The organism is Massilia sp. MS-15 (assembly GCF_020176695.1).
Taxonomy (GTDB): Bacteria; Pseudomonadota; Gammaproteobacteria; order Burkholderiales; family Burkholderiaceae_D; genus Telluria; species Telluria hydrophila.
Genome location: NZ_JAIWIA010000001.1, coordinates 365,026 through 384,999, shown reverse-complemented (window position 1 = coordinate 384,999; position 19,974 = coordinate 365,026). Strand labels below are relative to the sequence as shown.

The window sequence follows — 19,974 nt, the reverse complement described above, 5'->3', positions numbered from 1 at the left end:
TTCGTGCTTTCAATAAAAGCAATACTGCCAGATAGGCAACGGAACCTTCCTGACCTGATATTATAGCTAAATTTACTGAATCGCAATAGCGAACCCGTGCTGTATTGAAAGTATTTTGCGACTTAACAAACTTTAGTTTGTTACAAGTTGCAACCGCGGCGGAGATGCGTCGTCCGGCAGCGTGTTTTTGGTCCCTACAGCCCGGTAGTACCCGACTGCAGGACGGCCTGCGATTCTGCCCAGATCGCTTCGAAGCGATGGCCCGGCAGGTCGACCGCTTCCGGTATATCGAAGGCCGCCTCGCCCCGCATGTGGCCGCTGTGAAAGCGGCGCAAGACGTGCCGGTCATCGACGATACAGAAGGAATCGGTCAAGCCGTGCAGCGTCCTGGGTGTGGCGCGGCAGGCGATGGCGTGGCTGTAGTCGCGCAGCAGGCGCAGGAAGCGCGGGTAATGGCGCTCGATGTGGGCCGGACTGTGCATGGCCAGGCGCAGGCTGCCACCGCCTTTCAAGTATGTCCTGAGCGCCGCGTCGACCTCGCTCGCGCCCAGCGGAAACACGGCGAAGTCCGGATCGAACAGGTCGATCCGCTCGCACGCCGTGGCCAGGCAGGCGCGCCACTGCGCTTCGAACTCGGCCCGGGTATCGAAATGCGTGATGGCTGGCGCCCCCATGGTCTGCTCCTTCGCTGTCAGCCGGAACGTTCAGCCGAGTTCGACCCAGCCGTCCTGGTACCAGGTATACAGCGCCTCGAGCACGTCGTCGGTCGCGCTGCCCAGCAGTTCTCCGCCGATGCGGCGCTCATTGGCCAGCACATCGAGCACGGCCTTGTCGGCGCGGCCGACGGCGAAGGATTCGCCGTTGATGAAGACGTTCTTGCCGCGGTAGAGCATCAGCGTCTTGCTCGACAGGCGCAGGCCCTTCCTGGCCGCGGTCTCCATGAAGCGTCCCACGGTCAGCGGCTTGGCCGGACCGGTGAAGAACACATTGTGCTTCGGCTCGGACAGGTATTCGCCCAGGAAGATGGCGACGTCCTGTTCGTCCCAGCGCACCTTGTTGAGTTCCTCGGCAATGGTGGACAGCATCTCGCGCGGGATCTCGGCCGGGTTCTTCTGCACCTGCAGCGCCGGGTCGGCATAGCGGCCCGGCAGGTCGATCGAATCGGCCATGAACTGCAGGAAGGCTTCTCCCAGTTCCTGGTAGGAAGGCGACCGGAAGCCGATCGAATAGGTCATGCATTCGCCTTCGGCCACGCCGTCGTGGGCGTAGTGCGGCGGCAGGTAGAGCATGTCGCCCGGCTCCAGCACGAATTCCTGTTCCGCCTCGAAGTTGGCCAGGATCTTGAGCGGCAGGCCCTCGATCAAGCTCAAGTCCTGCTGGGCGCTGATCTTCCAGCGCCGCCGGCCCTGCGCCTGCAACAGGAACACGTCGTAGGAGTCGAAATGGGGACCGACGCCGCCGCCATCGCCGGCCACGCTGATCATCAGGTCGTCCAGGCGCGCGTCCGGCACGAAGCGGAACTGGCGCAGCAGTTCGTCGGCGCGTTCGTCGTACAGGTTCACGCCCTGCACCAGCATGGTCCATTCGCGCTCGCCGCGCGCCGGCAGTTCGGTGAGCGGGCCGTGCTGCATGTCCCACTGGCCGTCGCGCAGGGTGACCAGGCGCGATTCGACGTAGTTCTGGCGCGCCAGTTCGGCCAGTTTCGCTACGCTGAGCAGGGGCTTGAAGCCGGGGATGGCCTGGCGGATGAGCAGCGGTTTCTTGTGCCAGTAATCGCGCAGGAACTGGGCGGGAGTAATATTCCCGAGTAGCGGTAATTTTTTCATGCGCCATTATAACCAGCCCGGCCGGGGCGAACTACCGGGAAGCGGCCAGCCGCCAGCGGAGGGTATAATCCGCAGCTTACATTGAAAGGATCTGCGATGAAGATTGCCAAGAATACGGTCGTGTCGGTCAACTACAAGCTGTCGGACGCCCAGAACAACCTGATCGAGGAGGGCGCCCAGCCGATGGTGTACCTGCACGGCGGCTATGAAAACACCCTGCCGAAGATCGAAGAGGAACTCGACGGCAAGGAAACCGGCTACGCGTCGACGATCCAGGTCGAGCCGGAAGATGCCTTCGGTGACTACGATCCGGAGCTGGTCAAGGTCGAGGACCGCAAGCGCCTGCCGGAGCCGCTGGAAGTGGGCATGCAGTTCGAAGGCGTGGCCGATGGCGCGGACGACGAGCCGACCATCTTCACCGTCACCGACATCGCGGACGACAAGGTGGTCCTGGACGGCAACCACCCCTTGGCCGGCATGGCCCTGCGCTTCGAGCTGTCGGTGATCGACGTGCGCGAAGCGACGGCCGAGGAGATCGCCCACGGCCACGTGCACGGCGCGCACGGCCACCATCACGAAGAGATGGACGACAGCGAAGCGGGCGACCACTTCCGCAGCCAGCCGCTGAACTGAAACGCGGCGCCTGCCGCGCCGGCGAGTATCGATGAAGGCGTGCACGTGCCGGCCAGGGCGTGCACGCTTTTTCTATTGCCGGCCCGACTGGCCCGAGGCAGCCGGCGCGCGCAGCGTCGCGCCAAGGCTGAACACGTTGTCGCCCTTGCCGGCCACGCGCAGCTCGATGGCCTCGGTCCCCACCGACAGGTGTCCCAGGTTGCCGCGCCAGCTGATGGCCGGCTGCGCATCCAGCGGCAGCTTGCCGCTGTCGATCACCAGCACCCGCCCCTGGAAGCCGGCGGCGCGCAGCTGTACTTGGCGGCGCGTGTCGGCGAAGCCGTCGTGTCCCGTCGGCGCCCGCTGCAGCAGGGCGCGCAGGCCGTTGGCCGGCTGCAGCAGCGGCTGCATGTTCCCTTCCGCGAACAGGACCACGGCGTCCACCTTGTCCTGCTTGGCGATCGCGAACAGGCGGTTCAGCCAGAAGCGGTTGGCGACGGCGCGGTCTTCGTACTCGCTGTTGCGCCCGGCCGCCGGCAGGTAGTGGTTGTTCGCTGCCGGCAGGTTGATGGTGGCGTACAGCACCTTGCCGACCTGCCAGTGGGCGTTCTCGGCGTAGCTGCGAAAACGCGGGCTGCTCGACAGGCGCGTCAAGGGCAGCTTGTTCCTGCCGAGCGCTTCCGGCTCGCTGTAGAACAGCTCGCGCAGCCGGTTCAGGCGCTCGATGGCATTCGTGCGCCCGGCCGAGTTGCGGCAGCCGGTCCAGTCGTCCCCGCTCAGGGACAGGATCACGGGCCGCCTGGCCTTGTCGAACAGGGCGCGCCGCTTCTGGTACACACGGTCTCCGCAGGCTTCCTGCGCCCCTTTGATGCCGGTGACGACCAGGAAAGCCAGGTCGTCGTCGCTGGTGTCGTCCAGCACGGCCTTGAGCGCCGCTTCGCCGCCTTCGGCCGCGCGCCGGCCCACCACGGCGAAGCGGTGGGCATCCGGATCGGCTGGCGCCGCTTTCTTTTTCTTGTCGCGCGCGCAGGCCGGCGCCGCCACCATGCACGCGGCGAGCAGGGCGGCAAGCAGGAGCGGACGGCGCGCCCGCATCAGGCGACGAGGCGCTTGAGCTCGTAGAGCTGTTCGAGCGCTTCGCGGGGGCTGAGGGCGTCCGGATCGATCGCATCCAGTGCGTGTTTCAATGCGCTTTCCTGAGTCCCATCGCCGTCGCCGGCAGCGGCGGGGCCGGCCGGCGCGTCCGCATCCTCGGCGCACGGCGCGGCGAACAGGTCGAGCTGGGGCGTGCTGTCCAGCGCCTGCGACTCGAGCCGGGCCAGGTGCTTGCGCGCGGCGCGGATCACCGCGGGCGGCACGCCGGCCAGCTGGGCCACCTGCAGGCCGTAGCTCTGCGATGCCGGACCATCCTGCACCGCGTGCAGGAACACGATGCTGTCCTTGTGCTCGACCGCCGACAGGTGCACGTTGGCCGCGCTCGGATGGGCTTCCGGCAGCTGGGTCAGCTCGAAATAGTGGGTGGCGAACAGGGTGAAGCTGCGGCTGGTCTCGATCAGGTGGCGCGCGATGGCCCAGGCCAGCGCCAGGCCGTCGAAGGTCGAGGTGCCGCGGCCCACTTCGTCCATCAGTACCAGCGAGTGCTCGGTGGCGCCGTTCAGGATGGCGGCCGACTCGGTCATCTCGACCATGAAGGTCGAGCGGCCGTTGGCCAGGTCGTCGCTGGCGCCGATGCGGGTATAGATGCGGTCGATCGGGCCGATGGAGGCTTCCGAAGCCGGCACATAGCTGCCCACGTAGGCCAGCAGGGTGATCAATGCCACCTGGCGCATGAAGGTCGATTTACCGCCCATGTTCGGGCCGGTGATCAGGAGCATGCGGCGCTCGTCGGCGAGGCGGCAGTCGTTGGCGATGAAGCGCTCGATCTGGTTTTCCACCACCGGGTGGCGCCCTTCGACGATGTTCAGGCAGGGTTCGTCGACCAGCTGCGGCGCGCACCAGTTGTTGCGCACCGCGTGGCTAGTGAGCGCCACCAGGGTATCGAGCTGGGCCAGGCCGCCGGCGATCGACTGCAGGCAGCCGATGAAGGGCGCGAGGTCGCCCAGCAGGGCGTCGTACAGCATCTTCTCGCGCGCGAGGGCGCGGTCCTGGGCCGACAGCGCCTTGTCTTCGAACGCTTTCAGTTCGGGCGTGATATAGCGCTCGCAGTTCTTCAGGGTCTGGCGGCGGCGGTAGTCGTCCGGGACCTTGTCGGCCTGGCCGTTGGTGACTTCGATGTAGAAGCCGTGCACGCGGTTGTACTCGACGCGCAGGTTGGCGATGCCGGTGCGGGCGCGCTCGCGCGCTTCCAGGTCGACCAGGAACTGGCCGGCGTTCTCGGACAGCGCGCGCAGTTCGTCCAGTTCGGCGTCGAAGCCGCGCGCGAACACGCCGCCGTCGCGCACCATCACGCTCGGCTCTTCCATCAGGGCGCGTCCGAGCAGATCGAGGCAGGCATCGGGCGGCGACAGCTGCGCATGGATCTCGCCCAGCAGCGAGGTGTCGCCGGCGGCGAAGCAGCGCGCCACGCCTTCGCGCAGCGCCGGCAACTGCGCCAGGCCGTCGCGCAGGCAGGACAGGTCGCGCGGGCGCGCCGACAGCAACGCGATGCGGGTGGTGATGCGTTCGATGTCGGGCACGTTCGACAGGATCGCCGACAGGGCCTGGGTCGCATCGTGGCGCGCCAGCGCGGCGATGGCCTGGTGGCGCGAACGGGCCAGGGCCTGGTTGCGGCGCGCATGGTGCAGCCAGTGGCGCAGCAGGCGCGAACCCATCGCGGTGCGGCAGCCGTCCAGCAGCGAGAACAGGGTCGGCGCTTCCTGGCCGCGGATGGTCTCGGTCAGTTCCAGGTTGCGGCGGGTCGCCGCGTCCAGGCCGATGTATTCGTTCTCCGTTTCGCAGGCCAGGCTCTTCACGTGCTGCAGGCCGCGCCCCTGGGTCGATTGCGCGTAGCGCAGCAGCGCGCCGGCGGCACCGAATGCGGCGCCCAGGCCGTCCGCGCCGAAGCCGGTGAGGGTGGCCACGCCCAGTTGCTCGAGCAGGGCCTGGTGGCCCTTGAGCACGTCGAAATGCCATTCGGGCACGCGGTTGGTGTGCGCCACCGGCTCGGATGCGAACAGGTCGGCATCGCCATCGGCGCGCAGGATCTCGGCCGGCGCGATGCGTTCGAGTTCGTGCGCCAGGCGCGCTTCGGCGGCGCGCGCGTCGCCGGAGAACTCCATCAGGCGCAGCACGCCGCTGGCCAGCGACAGCCAGGCCAGGCCCACGGTGACCGTCTTGCGCTGCGAGAGCATGCACAGGGCCAGCAGCGGGCGCTCGGCTTTTTCCGGCAGCAGGTCGCTGTCGGTCAGGGTGCCGGGCGTGACCACGCGCACCACCTTGCGCTCGACCGGGCCCTTGGACAGCGCCGGGTCGCCGATCTGCTCGCAGATGGCGCAGGACTCGCCAATCTTCACCAGCTTGGCCAGGTAGCCGTCCAGCGAATGGAAGGGCACGCCGCACATCTTGATCGGCTGGCCATTGGAAGTGCCGCGCGCCGTCAGGGTGATGCCCAGCAGGCGCGCCGCCTTTTCCGCATCGTCGTGGAACAGCTCGTAGAAATCGCCCATGCGGTAGAACACCAGCATGGAGGGGTAATCGGCCTTGATGCGCAGGTATTGCTGCATCATCGGGGTGACTTTTTCCGCCGGACTGGTCTTGAGGGCGGCGGCGTTGATTTCGTTGGGAGCGTTCATGTGGTCGTGATTCGGTACGGCGGGCGCAGGTGCGGAAAACAAGTGCGGGGCCAGGGCTTGCCATTCTACCGCGATCGGATCGGGCAGAGCTGCAAAACGGACAATCCGCTGTCCCGCTGTTGCAATGCCGCAGGCAGGCTCGCCTGCGGCAGCAGCGTCTCCGTCAAGCCAGGGTGCAGGTCCCGCTGGCCGCCGGCTGATCGCCGCCGTGGACGATGAAGGTGGCGCCGCCTGCGCTGGCAAACAGGGCCACGCTGGCTCCCAGCGCGACCGGGGCGCGGAAGCGGCAGGCGATACGGCTTGCATGGCGGCCGTACGCGTTTTCCAGCGCGGCGCAGCTCGCCGCCAGCGTGTGCATGCCGTGGATGATCGGCGCGCGCATGCCCATCAGGCGCGCGCTCCAGCCGTAGAGGTGGATCGGATTCCAGTCGCCCGACAGGCGCGCGTAGCGCCGGCCCGCCGCCGGATCCAGCGTCCATTGCGCCAGCGGGGCGCCGGCCAGCGCAGCCAGGGCGGCGGCCTCGGGCTGCCGCGCGCCGCCGCCCTGGCTGCGCTGCCCGCGCCGGATCAGATAGGTGCTGCTGCAGGTGAACACCGGCGCGCCATCCGCGCTGCCCATGGTCTCCAGCACGCAGCGCAGGGCGCCGCCGGCCGAGGGCGGCGGCAGGCGCAGCACGGTGCGCAGCAGCAGCGGCTGCCCGGGCGCCACGGCGCCGTGCTCGTCGAGGACGTTTTCCATGTGGACCAGGCCCGCGATCCGGAAGGGAAAGCGCCGGTCGAGCATGGTCGCCAGGTGCGCGCGCTGCGCGCACAGGTACCACCAGGTCAGCGGAACCGGTCCGTCGGCGAAGCCGAAGGCGCTGCGGTAGCGCGCGATGTCCGCCAGCGGCAGGCGTTCTAGCCGGTACTCGGTCACGAGTTCCGGCACGGAAGAAGGCGGGGCAGGGCGCGCACGCTTGAAGAGCGCCCGCAGCAGCAGCGACAGCCCCATGGCCGGCAGCGCCGGCGCAAGCGGATACGACACCGCCGGCATCAGCCCTCGGCCACGCGCTGCTTGATGTGGGCCAGCGCCTCGTCCACCTGGTCGATCAGGATCAGGCACAGGTCACCGGGCGCCAGGCGCGCCAGCGCGCGGTCGATCGCGACGAATTCGCCGTTGATCTCCTCCACGTGGCTGGTGCGGGTGGCGCCCTGCAGGCCACGGCGCAGCAGCGCCAAGACTTCACCGTCCGCACGGCCGCGCTGGCACTGGTCCTGGTACAGCAGCACCTCATCGAAGGCCTTGCCGAGGATTTCGGTCTGCTGGGTGATGTCCTGGTCGCGGCGGTCGCCGGCGCCGCTGATCACCACCGAGCGGCGCTTGCCCGGCATGCCTTCGACCGCATTGACCAGCGCGGCGATCGCATCCGGGTTGTGGCCGTAGTCGGCGATGACGGTGGCGCCGCGGTAGTCGAACACATTGAAGCGGCCCGGCGCGTTGTCGCTCTCGCCGACGAAGGTCTTCAGCCCGAGGCGGATCTTGTCCCAGGCGGTGCCCACGGCCCAGGCCGCGGCCACCGAGGCCATCACGTTCTCCACCTGGAAGCCAACCGTGCCGCCGCGCGTGACCGGCACTTCCGACAGCGCCACGCGTTCCTCGAAACGGCCCTGGGCGGCGACCAGCGCGCCATCCTCGACGAACACCACGCGCCGGCCCTGGGCGCGGTGCATCGCCATCAGCGGGTGGCCGGCGTCCGGCGCGAAGAAGGTAACGTCGCCGCGGGTGACGTCGGCCATCGCCGCCACCGCCGGATCGGCCGCGTTCAGCACGGCCATCCCGCCCTCGGCCACGTTCTGCACGATCACGCGCTTGAGCACGGCCAGGTCTTCCAGCGTGGTGATGTAGTTCAGGCCAAGGTGGTCGCCGGCGCCGATGTTGGTCACCACCGCCACCTGGCAGCGGTCGAACGCCAGGCCTTCGCGCAGCAGGCCGCCACGCGCGGTCTCGAACACGGCCGCGTCCACGTCCGGGTGCAGCAGCACGTTGCGCGCGCTGCGCGGGCCCGAGCAGTCGCCGCTGTCGATGCGGCGGCCCTCGATGTAGACGCCGTCGGTATTGGTCATGCCGGTGCGCAGGCCGGAGGCCGTCAACAGGTGCGCGATCAGGCGCACGGTGGTGGTTTTGCCGTTGGTGCCGGTCACCGCCACCACCGGGATGCGGCCGTCGTCGCCGCTGGCGAACAGGGTGTCGACGATCGCTTCGCCGATCGGGCGCGGCTTGCCGAACGAGGGCGCCAGGTGCATGCGCAGGCCGGGCGCCGCGTTGACCTCGACGATGCCGCCGTTCTGGTCCTCGATGGGTTTCAGCACGCTGTCGCACACCAGGTCGACGCCGCAGATGTCCAGGCCGACCATGTGGGCGGCGGCGATGCAGCGCGCCGCCACTTCCGGGTGGACGTCGTCGGTGACGTCGGTGGCGCTGCCGCCGGTGGACAGGTTGGCGTTATTGCGCAGCACCACGCGCTGGCCGTTGGCCGGCACCGAGTCGGCATGCAGGCCATGCTTGGCCAGGGTGGCCAGGGCGATGTCGTCGAAGCGGATCTTGGTGAGCGAGGTGGCGTGGCCGTCGCCGCGGCGCGGGTCGCGGTTGACCTGCTCCACCAGTTCGCGCACCGTCAGCACGCCGTCGCCCGTCACCTGCGGCGGATCGCGGCGCGCGGCGGCCACCAGCCGGTCGCCGATGACCAGCACCCGGTAGTCGTGGCCCGGCAGGTAGCGTTCGACCAGGATGTCGTCGCGGAATTCCGAGGCCGCGTGGAAGCCCGCACTCAGCTGTTCCTTCGTGGTGACATTCACCGTCACGCCCTTGCCCTGGTTGCCGTCCTTCGGCTTGATTACCACCGGCAGGCCGATTTCCTGCGCGGCGGCCCAGGCGTCCTCGGGGTCGCTCACGCTGCGTCCCATCGGCACCGGCACGCCGGCGGCGTCCAGCAGCTTCTTGGTCAGTTCCTTGTCCTGGGCGATGGTCTCGGCGATCGCGCCGGTGGCGTCGATCTCGGCGGCCTGGATGCGGCGCTGGCGGCTGCCCCAGCCGAACTGCACCAGGCTGCCATCGGTCAGGCGGCGGAACGGGATGTTGCGTGCGCTTGCTGCCTGCACGATGGCGCCGGTGGACGGGCCGAGGCGCACGTCTTCGTCCAGTTCGCGCAGGCGCGCAAGGGCGCCGGCCAGGTCGAAGGCGCCGTCCACCCGCGCGGCCTGCACCAGTTCCCGGGCCAGTTCAAGCGCCAGGCGGCCGACTTCTTCCTCGCTGTATTCGACCACCACCTGGTAGATGCCGCGTTCTACGGTGGCGGTGGTGCGGCTGAAGGTGACCGGGCAGCCGGCTTCGGCCTGCAGGGCCAGCGCCACGCGCTCGAGCACCTGGGCCAGCGAGACGGTGTCTTCATGGCCGTAGGGCTGCAGTTCGCCCACTTGCGGGAAGCGCGCGCGCAGGCGCGTCTCGAAGCCGGCCAGCTGCCCGATCGACTCTTCGTCAGGCGTGCAGGCGACGATCGCTTCCACCGAGGTATGGTGGCTCCAGAGGTTGGGGCCGCGCAGGGCCCGTACGCGAGATACTTCCATGAATCTTCAATCCTTAATGAGTCGTCTTCTTCGGGGTGGCATCGAAGGCGCGCAGGCCGCCGCAGATCAGGTCCGCCGGCACGCCCAGCGCCCATGCCGCCGCCACGGCAGCCAGCACGCTGTCCGGATGCTTCACCGTGGCCGGCGGGATCTTCGCCAGTTCCAGCAGCGCTTCCTCGGTATCGAAGCCTTCGGCCAGCACGATGCGCCCGTCGCGCACGAACACCGCGCGCTCGCCCTGGGCGCGGTGATTGGCCAGCACCTCGTTGTTCTCGTCGAGCGCATAGAAGATCACGCGTCCGTCGGACAGTTCGGCCAGCGCCGCCACCGCCTCGTTGGCGGCGTTCAGCACGGCCGTGCCTTCGGGCAGGATCACGTCGACCTGGCTGCGGATCACGTTGCGCATGGCGTCGTCGTCGTGGATGTGGAAGCCGGCCAGCTCCGGCAGGCCTTCCATGTCGGTGACGACGCCGACCAGGCAGCGGTCGTAGGGCAGGCCTTCGGCCAGGATCGAGCGCGCGTTCGATTCGAACACGGCGGTCTGCACGATGCGGTTGATCAGGAGGCGCTGGCCGGCCGCGAAGCCGGTCGCATCGCGGTTGCTGACCTGGCGCGCATCCAGGTACAGGCCTTCGCCATTGGCCACGCCGACGTGCTTGCCGGTGATGTGCACCAGGCAGCCCACCAGGCGCGCGATCAGGCTGGTGCCGAGGGTGCCGGTGACGCCCACCACCGGGATGCGCCCGGTTTCGCCATCGGCGAACAGGTGTTCGACGATGGCCTTGCCGACCTTGCGCGGCTGGCCGCTGGCCGGCTTGATATGGGCCAGCAGGCCCGGGCTGGAATTGACCTCGATGATCGCGCCGCGCTGTTCTTCCAGCGGGCGGCCGATGTCCTCGCAGACCAGGTCGATCCCGGCCACGTCCAGGCCGACGATGCGCGCCGCCAGGGCTGCCGCCCGGGCGACCTCCGGGTGGACCAGGTCGGTGACGTCGTCGGCGACGTTGCCGTTCACCTGGATCAGCACCTTCTGCCCGGCCTGGGGGATGGAGTCCGGCCGCATGCCCTGGCGCTGCAGGTCGAGCAGGATCTCGCTGTCGTGCGGATTGACGCGGCCGAGCGGGTGTTCCTCGTTCTCGCCGCGGCGCGGGTCGGTGTTGATCTGGCTGTCGCACAGGGCCTGCACGGTGGACTGGCCGTCGCCCGTGACCCACAGCGATTCGCCGCGGGCGGCGGCCACCACTTCGCGGCCCACCACCAGCAGGCGGTGTTCGTTGCCGGTGATGAAGCGCTCGACCAGCACGGCGCTGCTGTCGCCGGCCTGCGCGGCGATCGCGTAGGCGGCCCGCACGTCCGCCTCGCTCACCAGGTTCAGGGTCACGCCGCGCCCGTGGTTGCCGTCGACCGGCTTGAGCACGACCGGCAGGCCGATGTCCTGCGCTTCTTCCCAGGCGGCGTCGGCGCTGCGCACCAGCGCGCCTTCCGGCACCGGCACGCCGCAGGAGGCGAGCAGGGTCTTGGTCAGGTCCTTGTCGCTGGCGATTCCTTCGCCGATGGCGCTGGTGCGGTCGGTCTCGGCGGTCCAGATGCGGCGCTGGGCGGCGCCGTGGCCGAGCTGCACCAGGTTGCCCTCGGTGAGGCGGATCGAGGGAATGCGGCGCTCGGTGGCGGCATCGACGATGTGGGCGGTGGACGGGCCCAGGCACCAGCGGTCCACCAGTTCGGCCAGCCCGCGCACGGCGGCGTCCAGGTCGAAGGGGGTATCGTTGATGGCGGCCATCATCAGCGCGTGGCCCGCTTCCAGGGCGGCGCGGCCGACGGTCTCGTCGCGGGTGCGGAAGGCCATCTTGTACACGCCGCGCTGGGCCGTGGAGCGGGTCTTGCCGAAGCCGGTCTGCATGCCGGCCAGGTTCTGCAGCTCGAGGACGATGTGTTCCAGGATGTGGCCGGCCCAGGTGCCGTCCTGCAGGCGCTCGACGAAGCCGCCGTGGCGGCCGACGCCGCAGTGGTGCGCCACCAGCCCCGGCAGCCAGGCGACCAGGCGCTCGGTGAAGCCGGGCAGGGTATTCGAGGGATAGTCTTCGAGTTCGCCGATATCGAGCCAGGCCTCGATCACCGGGCGGTAGGTCCAGATGTTCGGGCCGCGCAGGTGGGTCACGCGGAGGAACTGGATGTCGTTCTTCTTGTTCATGAAATAGTGCCTTTGCTGGCTGCGCGCTGTGCGTGCCGCCGATCTTGCCTGTGGTTGCCTGCCTGTCACGACGGAAGCTTGCCGCCGGTCCGTTGCGCACATCCTGTATACTTGCCGGCCCGCAGCTTACCGGGCCGAAACCTTTTCTGCCAGTTAGGGATATTCCTGTCATCCAAAGGATAGGCAGAAACGTTATGCCTGTTTGTGGAGCGTTTCACGCAAACGGACATTCCGGCACTCCCGTGCAACGCTGCCGATGTAGCACATGTCTGGCGCGCGTTTGCCGCATGCTGCTCACTCCACCAGAACCCATGCCTGATGTCGGGCGCACTACATGACAACTCAACAACTTGCTATCCCGTCGTCCCTGGCGGTGGCCAGCGCTGTATTGCCTGAACACTGGCAAAATGACGTTGCGAAACAGCTTGCACCTGGGGAAAACGTTTTGACCAGCGTCGAGGTTGACCTCGATGCGAAATTACATTTCAGGAAGGGCCTGGTGGTCGTGACCGAGCGCCGCCTGCTGGCCCGTGGCCCCGGCGAGGATGCCTGGCGCGACTGGACCTACCGTCCCGGCCTGGCGCTGCGCCACCACGACCATGCCGGCGTCGGCCACCTGGAGCTGGTCGATACCGAGGGCCTGCTGGCCGCCTGGCGCTTCACCCTGGGCCAGAACCTGAACGCGATCCGGGTGGTGGACCATTTCGGCGAGCAGCTCAAGAGCGCGGTGACGGGCGTGCCCGTGACCCTGCCGGAAGGCCATGCCTGCCCGAGCTGCAAGGCGCCGCTCGAGGCCGACGACGCCGAATGCGCGGTGTGCGCCAAGGTGCTGCACACCCCGCCCTCGACCTGGACGCTGCTGCGCCTGTGGCGCTTCGCCCGGCCCTACAAGGGCCAGCTGCTGCTGGGCTTCCTGCTGATGGTGGGGTCGACCGGGGCGCACATGATTCCCCCGTATCTGACCAAGCCGCTGATGGACAATGTCCTGATCCCGTACCAGAACGGCCAGACCATCGACGGCTCGCTTGTCTATTTATACATGGGCGGCCTGTTCGGCGCGGCGCTGCTGGCCTGGGCGCTGGGCTGGGGCAAGACCTACGTGCTGGCGCTGGCCTCCGAGCGCATCAGCGCCGACCTGCGATCGACCACCTATGAACACCTGCTGCGCCTGTCGCTGGAATACTTCGGCGGCAAGCGCACCGGCGACCTGATGTCGCGCATCGGCAGCGGCTCCGACCGGATCAGCGTGTTCCTGTCGCTGCACCTGCTCGACTTCCTGTCGGACGTCCTCCTGATCATCATGACGGGCGTGATCCTGTTCAGCATGAATCCCTGGCTGGCGCTGGTGACCCTGGTGCCGCTGCCCTTCATCGCCTGGATGATCCACGTGGTGCGCGACCGGCTGCGCACCGGTTTCGAGAAGATCGACCGCGTGTGGGGCGAGGTGACCAACGTGCTGGCCGACACCATCCCGGGCATCCGGGTGGTCAAAGCCTTTGCCCAGGAAAAGCGCGAAGCGGCGCGCTTCCGCGAAGCGAACAGGCACAACCTGGCCGTCAACGACAAATTGAACAAGGTCTGGTCGCTGTTCTCGCCGACCGTCTCCCTGCTGACCGAAATGGGGCTGCTGGTGATCTGGATCTTCGGCATCTGGCAGGTCTCGCGCGGCGAGATCACGGTCGGCACGTTGACCGCCTTCATCGCCTACAGCGGCCGCTTCTACGTGAAGCTCGATTCGATGAGCCGCATCGTCTCGGTGACGCAAAAATCGGCCTCGGCGGCCAAGCGCATCTTCGACATCCTCGACCACGTCTCGAGCGTGCCGGACCCGGTCAACCCGGTCAAGGTGGACAAGGTACGCGGCGACATCGCGCTGCGCGAAGTCGGTTTCCGCTACGGCAACCGCGCGGTCAACCGTGGCATCTCGCTCAACATCAAAGCGGGCGAGATGGTCGGCCTGGTCGGCCATTCGGGTTCGGGCAAGAGCACGCTGGTCAACCTGATCTGCCGCTTCTACGACGTGGCCGAAGGCGCGATCCTGCTCGACGGCACCGACATCCGCTCGTTCGCGGTGGCGGACTACCGCCGCCATATCGGCCTGGTGCTGCAGGAGCCCTTCCTGTTCTTCGGTACGATTGCCGAGAACATCGCCTACGGCAAGCCAGGGGCCTCCCGCGAAGAAATCATCGCGGCGGCGCGCGCGGCCCACGCCCACGAGTTCATCCTGCGCCTGCCGCAGGGCTACGACTCGATGGTGGGAGAACGCGGCCAGGGCCTGTCGGGCGGCGAGCGCCAGCGCATCTCGATCGCGCGCGCGCTGCTGATCGACCCGCCGATCCTGATCCTCGACGAAGCGACGTCCTCGGTGGATTCGGAAACGGAAAAGGAAATCCAGAAGGCGCTCGACAACCTGGTGCAGGGCCGCACCACCATCGCCATCGCGCACCGCCTGTCCACGCTGCACCGGGCCGACCGCCTGGTGGTGCTCGACCGCGGCGTGGTGGTGGAAGAGGGCAGCCACGACGCGCTGATGGCGCGCGAGGGCGCCTACCACCGCCTCTACGAAGCGCAGGCGCGCAACGTGGACCAGGATCCGGACGATAACGAATAAATGCGGGAAGACTGATGGGTACGACTTTTCAACTGCGCCGCGATGCATTCGGCAAGCTGGTGCTTACCACCGCCGAGGGTGAGGAGCACGTCGGCGTGATACCGGTGCGCGCCTTTCCGATCCAGGCGCCGACGCGCGGCATCTCGCTGGTGCGCGAGGGCGGCAAGGAAGTGGCCTGGATCGACGACCTGGACGCGGCGCCCGAGGCCGTGCGCCGGCTGGTGCAGGAAGAGATCGCGGGCCGCGAGTTCATTCCCGAGATCCTGCGCATCAAGGACGTCTCGAGCTTCGCCACGCCCTGCACCTGGTACGTGCAGACCGATCGCGGCGACACCGAGTTCGTGCTGAAGGTGGACGAGGACATCCGCCGCGTCGGCGAGACCTCGCTGCTGGTCGCGGACAACCACGGCATCAACTTCCTGGTGCGCGACATGTTCCGCATCGATAAGAATAGCCGCAGGATCCTGGACCGCTTCCTGTAATCGGCCTGTCGAACCCGCTTGCTCGTCCGCTCGCGCTACCGTTTTTCTCGAATGAAGCCCGGTACCATGCTGGCCATGTACGCGACCATCTGCAAGGGGACCGGCGCCTGTTTCAGTCGACGCATTCAAGATCGTCGGCGGCGACCTGTTCCGCTGGAGCTGGCTCTGGGTGGGATCGCCGGTCCTCTCATTCCGTGAACCAGCCTTTGACAGGAAGTTGACGCGGAGTGTACGCGCGCCAACATACCGGCAATCGTGTTCCGGGTAGAGTCGACCCATCCGACAAGCTAGCAGGAGATGCGATGGACTCGATCAACCGCAACCAGGCGGAACCGAACCGGCTCGACCTCAGCGGCCCGCAGGCGGTACAGCGCCTGCGCGAGATGGCGAAGGATGCCGACAGCTGCTTCTTCGTCACCGATGGCGGCCTTGGCCCGAACCGGGGCGTGCGGCCGATGAGCGTGCGCGAAGTGGATGAGGCGGGCCACCTGTGGTTCCTCAGCGCCAACGACAGCCACAAGAACGCGGAGATCGCGGCGCAGCCCGGCGTGAAGCTGTATTTCCAGCAGGGCGCGCACTCCGGCTTCCTCGAGGTCGACGGCCACGCCGAGCTCGTCACGGACCGCCGGCGCATCGGTGAACTGTGGAATTTCATGCTCAAGACCTGGTTCACCGAGGGCGAAGACGACCCGCGCATCACCGCCATCCGCGTGATTCCGCGTCACGGCTATTATTGGGACAACAAGCACGGCGATGCCGTCGCCGGGGCCAAGGTGGTGGTGGGCGCCGTCCTCGGCAAGACGCTCGACGACTCGATCGAAGGCACGCTCAGCTTCTGACGGGTGGCGCATGACCGGTTCACGTCACTTCATCGTCGCCACCATCGGCTCGGCCGGCGACCTGTTTCCCTTCATGCGCGTGGCGCTGGCCTTGCGGGATGCGGGGCACCGGGTCAGCATGCTCGGTCCCGTGCAGCACGCCCCGTTCGTGGAGCCGACCGGCCTGCGCTTCGTCGGCCTGCCGGCCGACGAAGCGGTGCTCGACCATCCCGACCTGTGGCATCCAACCCGCGGCCTGCCCCTGGTCTGGCGCGCCACGCGCCCGGCCATGGCGCAGCTGCCGGCCTTCGCCGCCACGCTGCCGCCGGACGAGCGCGGGCTGCTGCTGGTGCATCCGCTGGCCCTGCCCGAGGCCGACCTGTGCCGCGCGCTGCGTCCCGGTCTGCGGGTGGCGGCGGCCTACCTTGCGCCCTCGAACCTGCCGACCGTGCACGACCCGCTGCTGCTCGGACCATGGCCGGTACCGCGCTGGATACCGCTGGACGTGCGCGGCTGGCTGTGGCGCTGCCTGGCCCGGCGGCTGGTCAATCCGGTGGCGCTGCCGGACGTGAACGCGGCGCGCGCCGCCCACGGCCTGGCGCCGGTACGCGACCTGCTCGGCCATATCATGGCGGTGCCGGACCTGTCCCTGACCCTGTTCCCCGACTGGTTCGCACCGACCCAGCCGGACTGGCCGCAGCCGCTGCTGCGCGCCGGTTTTCCACTGTACGACCCTTCGCCCGACGCCGCGCTGGCGCCCCAGCTGGCGGCCTTCCTGGCCGCGGGCGCGCCGCCGCTGGTGTTCACGCCCGGCACCGGCAACCGCCAGGCGGCCCATTACTTCCGCTGCGCGCTTCAGGCCTGCGCCCGGCTTGGCCGGCGCGCGATCCTGCTGACGCCGCACCGCGCGCAGCTGCCGGCCGAGCTGCCGGATTCCGTGCTGTGGCAGGACTACGTGCCGCTGCGCCTGCTGCTGCCGCAGGTGGCGGCGCTGGTGCACCACGGCGGGATCGGCACGCTGGCCGAAGCCCTGCGCGCGGGCACGCCGCAGCTGGTGGTGCCGCTGGCGCACGACCAGTTCGACAATGCCGCGCGGGTGCGGGCACTGGGCGTGGGCGCCAGCCTGCGCGCCACCCGCCTGACCCCGGCACGGCTGGAGCAGCGCCTGGCGGCACTGCTGGACAACGCCGCGGTGGCGCAGGCCTGCAGCCGGCTGTCCGCCATCGCCGGCCCGGCCGACCTGGAGCCGCTGTGCCGGCGCCTGGAAGCGCTGGCCGCCTGAGCGCAGCCGGCCGCCCTGGCCGCACTGTTGGGAAGCGCACCGACGGTTCCGCGCGCCTGCGTTGAAATAGGGCATCGAGCTGACCATGCCGGGGAATCCATGCGCCACAAGACCACTGCGCCGTCCGCCGCGGGCGAGAGCCGGGAAGGCTACGTTCACGTACGCGGCGCCCGCGAGCACAACCTGAAGAACGTCGACGTCGACATCCCGCGCGGTGCGCTCGTGGTGTTTACCGGGGTGTCCGGATCCGGCAAGTCTTCGCTTGCCTTCGGCACGCTGTACGCCGAGGCCCAGCGGCGCTACCTGGAGTCGGTCTCGCCCTACGCGCGCCGCCTGTTCCACCAGATGGCGGTGCCGGAGGTGGACGCGATCGACGGCCTGCCGCCGGCGGTCGCCCTGCAGCAGCAGCGCGGCTCGCCCACCGCGCGCTCCTCCGTGGGCAGCGTCAGCACCCTGTCGAACTCGCTGCGCATGCTGTATTCGCGCGCCGGCGACTATCCGCCCGGCTTGGCGCTGCTGTACGCCGAATCCTTCTCGCCGAACACCCCCGAAGGCGCCTGTCCACAGTGCTCCGGCCTGGGCCGGGTGTACGAGGTGACCGAACAGTCGATGGTGCCGGACGATACCCTCACCATTCGCGAGCGAGCGGTGGCGGCGTGGCCGCCGGCCTGGCACGGCCAGAACCTGCGCGACATCCTGGTCACGCTCGGCTACGACGTCGACACCCCCTGGCGCGAGCTGCCGAAAAAGGACCGCGACTGGATCCTGTTCACCGACGAGACGCCGACCGTGCCGGTCTATGCCGGCTTGAGTCCGAAGGAAACCAGGGCGGCGCTCAAGCGCAAGGAAACCCCCAGCTACCAGGGCACCTTCACCGGCGCGCGCCGCTATGTGCTGCAGACGTTCGCGAATACCGAGAGCGCCTCCATGAAGAAGCGGGTGGCGCGCTACATGGTCAGTACCGAATGCCCGCTGTGCCGCGGCAAGCGCCTGCGCCAGGAATCGCTCTCCGTGACCTTTGCCGGTATCGACATCATGGAGCTGTCGCGCATGCCGCTGGCCCGGCTGGCCGAGCTGCTCAAGCCCTATGCGGCGGGCGAGGCGGCCAGGGACAAGACGCGCGCAAAAGAACACCCGGAACAGATGATCGTCACCCAGCGCATCGCCCAGGACTTGTGCGCGCGCCTTGGCGTGCTGCTCGACCTGGGCCTGGGCTACCTCGCGCTGGACCGCAGCACGCCGACCCTGTCACCCGGCGAACTGCAGCGCCTGCGCCTGGCGACCCAGGTACGCTCCAACCTGTTCGGCGTGGTGTACGTGCTGGACGAGCCCTCGGCCGGCCTGCATCCGGCCGATACCGAAGCCCTGCTCGACGCGCTGGCCCAGCTGAAGGCGGCCGGCAACTCGCTGTTCGTGGTCGAGCATGCGCTCGACGTGATCCGCCAGGCCGACTGGATCGTCGACGTCGGCCCGCAGGCGGGTGAGAAGGGCGGGCAGATCCTGTATAGCGGGGCGCCGGAAGGACTGAAGACGGTCGAGGCATCGCATACGCGGCGCTACCTGTTCGGCGAGGCGCCGCTGGCAGCGCGCAGTCCGCGCCAGCCGGCCGGCTGGCTGCGCCTGGAGGGGGTGCGCCGCAATAACCTGGACGGCATCAGCGCCGCGTTTCCGCTGGGAGTGATGACGGCGGTCACCGGCGTGTCCGGTTCCGGCAAATCGAGCCTGGTCAGCCAGGTGCTGGTGGAACTGGTAGGCGCCGCGCTCGGCCCGGGCGGCGCCGAGGCGGAGGTGGCGGAGGGCGAGGAAGCCGGCCTGGAACAGGAAGCGGCCCTGCCACTCGAAGGACGCATCGCGGCCGGCATGGAAGGCATCCGGCGCATGGTGCGGGTCGACCAGAAGCCGATCGGCCGTACCCCGCGTTCCAACCTGGCCACCTACACCGGCCTGTTCGACGGCGTGCGCAAGCTGTTCGCCGCCACGCCGGACGCCAGGAAGCGCCGCTACGACGCCGGGCGCTTTTCCTTCAACGTGGCCAAGGGCCGCTGCGAGCACTGCGCCGGCGAGGGCTTTGTCATGGTCGAGCTGCTGTTCCTGCCCAGCGTGTACGCGCCCTGTCCGACCTGCGAGGGGGCGCGCTACAACGCGCAGACGCTGGAGGTGCGCTACCGCGGCAGGAACATCGCCGAGGTGCTGGGCATGACGGTGGGCGAGGCGATCGACTTCTTCGCGGGCGAGCCGCTGGTCGAACGTGCGCTGGCGGTGCTGCGCGAGGTGGGGCTGGACTACCTGCGCCTGGGGCAACCGGCCACCGAACTGTCCGGCGGCGAGGCGCAGCGCATCAAGCTGGCGACCGAGCTGCAGCGCGCTGGCAAGGGCAATACCCTGTACGTGCTGGACGAGCCCACCACCGGCCTGCATCCGTTCGATGCCGACCGCCTCGTGCTCCAGCTGGACCGCCTGGTCGACGCCGGCAACACCGTGATCCTGGTCGAGCACACCATGCGGGTGGTGGCGGCATGCGACTGGGTGATCGACGTCGGCCCCGGCGCGGGCGACGAAGGCGGCAAGCTGGTCTGTGCAGGGCCGCCGGAAGAGGTGGCGCGCTGCAAGGCCAGCCGAACGGCGCCCTACCTGGCGCGCCAGCTCGGCCAGGCGCATCCCTAGGAATGCTATTTCCAGCATGCAATTGAGATGCTGGATGTGCATTCAATTGTGTGACCAAAACCAGGGTCATGCGTTACACTTAGGATATTTTTTTCCTAACTTTTCCGCATTTCCC

At 68.5% G+C, this 19,974-nt stretch carries 13 protein-coding genes; 6 read left to right on the top strand and 7 right to left on the bottom strand.

Annotation, left to right across the window (positions count from 1 at the left end; genetic code table 11):
• Positions 1–194 precede the first annotated feature (194 nt).
• A complete protein-coding gene (locus LCI23_RS01810) occupies positions 195–674 on the bottom strand; it encodes a hypothetical protein (RefSeq protein ID WP_224942993.1) in 480 nt (159 codons plus the stop codon).
• A gap of 30 nt (positions 675–704) precedes the next feature.
• Positions 705–1,826: a cupin domain-containing protein gene (locus LCI23_RS01805; RefSeq protein ID WP_224942990.1), complete on the bottom strand. Its 1,122-nt coding sequence runs from the start codon at positions 1,824–1,826 to the stop codon at positions 705–707.
• Positions 1,827–1,922: 96 nt separating this feature from the next.
• Here LCI23_RS01805 and LCI23_RS01800 point away from each other — a divergent pair, with 96 nt between their 5' ends.
• Positions 1,923–2,459, top strand: a complete 537-nt coding sequence (locus LCI23_RS01800) for a peptidylprolyl isomerase (protein WP_224942987.1) — start codon at positions 1,923–1,925, stop codon at positions 2,457–2,459.
• 72 nt (positions 2,460–2,531) lie between these two features.
• On the opposite strand, the gene LCI23_RS01795 is transcribed toward LCI23_RS01800, so the two are convergent.
• From LCI23_RS01795 to cphA (LCI23_RS01775), 5 genes are all read right to left on the bottom strand, one after another.
• Positions 2,532–3,533, bottom strand: a complete 1,002-nt coding sequence (locus tag LCI23_RS01795) for a hypothetical protein (protein ID WP_224942984.1) — start codon at positions 3,531–3,533, stop codon at positions 2,532–2,534.
• Positions 3,533–6,208, bottom strand: coding sequence for a DNA mismatch repair protein MutS (gene mutS / locus LCI23_RS01790; protein WP_224942981.1), 2,676 nt, complete (start codon positions 6,206–6,208; stop codon positions 3,533–3,535). Before mutS ends, LCI23_RS01795 begins: the two co-directional genes overlap by 1 nt.
• Before the next feature lie 163 nt (positions 6,209–6,371).
• The gene (locus tag LCI23_RS01785) at positions 6,372–7,241 is read right to left on the bottom strand and encodes a MaoC/PaaZ C-terminal domain-containing protein (protein ID WP_224942979.1); all 870 of its coding nucleotides are present in this window, start codon (positions 7,239–7,241) and stop codon (positions 6,372–6,374) included.
• The gene (gene cphA, locus LCI23_RS01780; RefSeq protein ID WP_224942976.1) at positions 7,241–9,811 is read right to left on the bottom strand and encodes a cyanophycin synthetase; all 2,571 of its coding nucleotides are present in this window, start codon (positions 9,809–9,811) and stop codon (positions 7,241–7,243) included. Before cphA (LCI23_RS01780) ends, LCI23_RS01785 begins: the two co-directional genes overlap by 1 nt.
• 13 nt (positions 9,812–9,824) lie before the next feature.
• The gene (cphA, locus tag LCI23_RS01775; RefSeq protein ID WP_224942974.1) at positions 9,825–12,002 is read right to left on the bottom strand and encodes a cyanophycin synthetase; all 2,178 of its coding nucleotides are present in this window, start codon (positions 12,000–12,002) and stop codon (positions 9,825–9,827) included.
• A gap of 334 nt (positions 12,003–12,336) precedes the next feature.
• Here cphA (LCI23_RS01775) and LCI23_RS01770 point away from each other — a divergent pair, with 334 nt between their 5' ends.
• The 5 genes from LCI23_RS01770 to LCI23_RS01750 all read left to right on the top strand — a co-directional run bounded on the left by LCI23_RS01770 (position 12,337) and on the right by LCI23_RS01750 (position 19,859).
• Positions 12,337–14,613: an ABC transporter ATP-binding protein gene (locus tag LCI23_RS01770; protein ID WP_224942972.1), complete on the top strand. Its 2,277-nt coding sequence runs from the start codon at positions 12,337–12,339 to the stop codon at positions 14,611–14,613.
• A gap of 14 nt (positions 14,614–14,627) precedes the next feature.
• Positions 14,628–15,095 (top strand): DUF1854 domain-containing protein, encoded by a 468-nt coding sequence (locus LCI23_RS01765; RefSeq protein WP_224942970.1) that lies wholly within the window; start codon positions 14,628–14,630, stop codon positions 15,093–15,095.
• A 302-nt stretch (positions 15,096–15,397) separates the two neighbouring features.
• Positions 15,398–15,934, top strand: a complete 537-nt coding sequence (locus LCI23_RS01760) for a pyridoxamine 5'-phosphate oxidase family protein (RefSeq protein WP_224942968.1) — start codon at positions 15,398–15,400, stop codon at positions 15,932–15,934.
• 10 nt (positions 15,935–15,944) lie between these two features.
• Positions 15,945–17,195: a glycosyltransferase gene (locus LCI23_RS01755; protein WP_224942966.1), complete on the top strand. Its 1,251-nt coding sequence runs from the start codon at positions 15,945–15,947 to the stop codon at positions 17,193–17,195.
• 99 nt (positions 17,196–17,294) lie between these two features.
• Positions 17,295–19,859 (top strand): excinuclease ABC subunit UvrA, encoded by a 2,565-nt coding sequence (locus tag LCI23_RS01750; protein WP_224942964.1) that lies wholly within the window; start codon positions 17,295–17,297, stop codon positions 19,857–19,859.
• Positions 19,860–19,974: the final 115 nt, after the last annotated feature.

Excerpts from the sequence above, each read along its gene's own strand:
- LCI23_RS01750 (WP_224942964.1), top strand. The coding sequence starts at position 17,295 with ATGCGCCACAAGACCACTGCGCCGTCCGCCGCGGGCGAGAGCCGGGAA.
- LCI23_RS01770 (WP_224942972.1), top strand. The coding sequence starts at position 12,337 with ATGACAACTCAACAACTTGCTATCCCGTCGTCCCTGGCGGTGGCCAGC.
- LCI23_RS01785 (WP_224942979.1), bottom strand. The coding sequence starts at position 7,241 with ATGCCGGCGGTGTCGTATCCGCTTGCGCCGGCGCTGCCGGCCATGGGG.
- LCI23_RS01800 (WP_224942987.1), top strand. The coding sequence starts at position 1,923 with ATGAAGATTGCCAAGAATACGGTCGTGTCGGTCAACTACAAGCTGTCG.
- mutS (WP_224942981.1), bottom strand. The coding sequence starts at position 6,208 with ATGAACGCTCCCAACGAAATCAACGCCGCCGCCCTCAAGACCAGTCCG.
- cphA (WP_224942976.1), bottom strand. The coding sequence starts at position 9,811 with ATGGAAGTATCTCGCGTACGGGCCCTGCGCGGCCCCAACCTCTGGAGC.
- LCI23_RS01760 (WP_224942968.1), top strand. The coding sequence starts at position 15,398 with ATGGACTCGATCAACCGCAACCAGGCGGAACCGAACCGGCTCGACCTC.
- LCI23_RS01810 (WP_224942993.1), bottom strand. The coding sequence starts at position 674 with ATGGGGGCGCCAGCCATCACGCATTTCGATACCCGGGCCGAGTTCGAA.
- LCI23_RS01755 (WP_224942966.1), top strand. The coding sequence starts at position 15,945 with ATGACCGGTTCACGTCACTTCATCGTCGCCACCATCGGCTCGGCCGGC.
- LCI23_RS01795 (WP_224942984.1), bottom strand. The coding sequence starts at position 3,533 with ATGCGGGCGCGCCGTCCGCTCCTGCTTGCCGCCCTGCTCGCCGCGTGC.
- LCI23_RS01805 (WP_224942990.1), bottom strand. The coding sequence starts at position 1,826 with ATGAAAAAATTACCGCTACTCGGGAATATTACTCCCGCCCAGTTCCTG.
- LCI23_RS01765 (WP_224942970.1), top strand. The coding sequence starts at position 14,628 with ATGGGTACGACTTTTCAACTGCGCCGCGATGCATTCGGCAAGCTGGTG.
- cphA (WP_224942974.1), bottom strand. The coding sequence starts at position 12,002 with ATGAACAAGAAGAACGACATCCAGTTCCTCCGCGTGACCCACCTGCGC.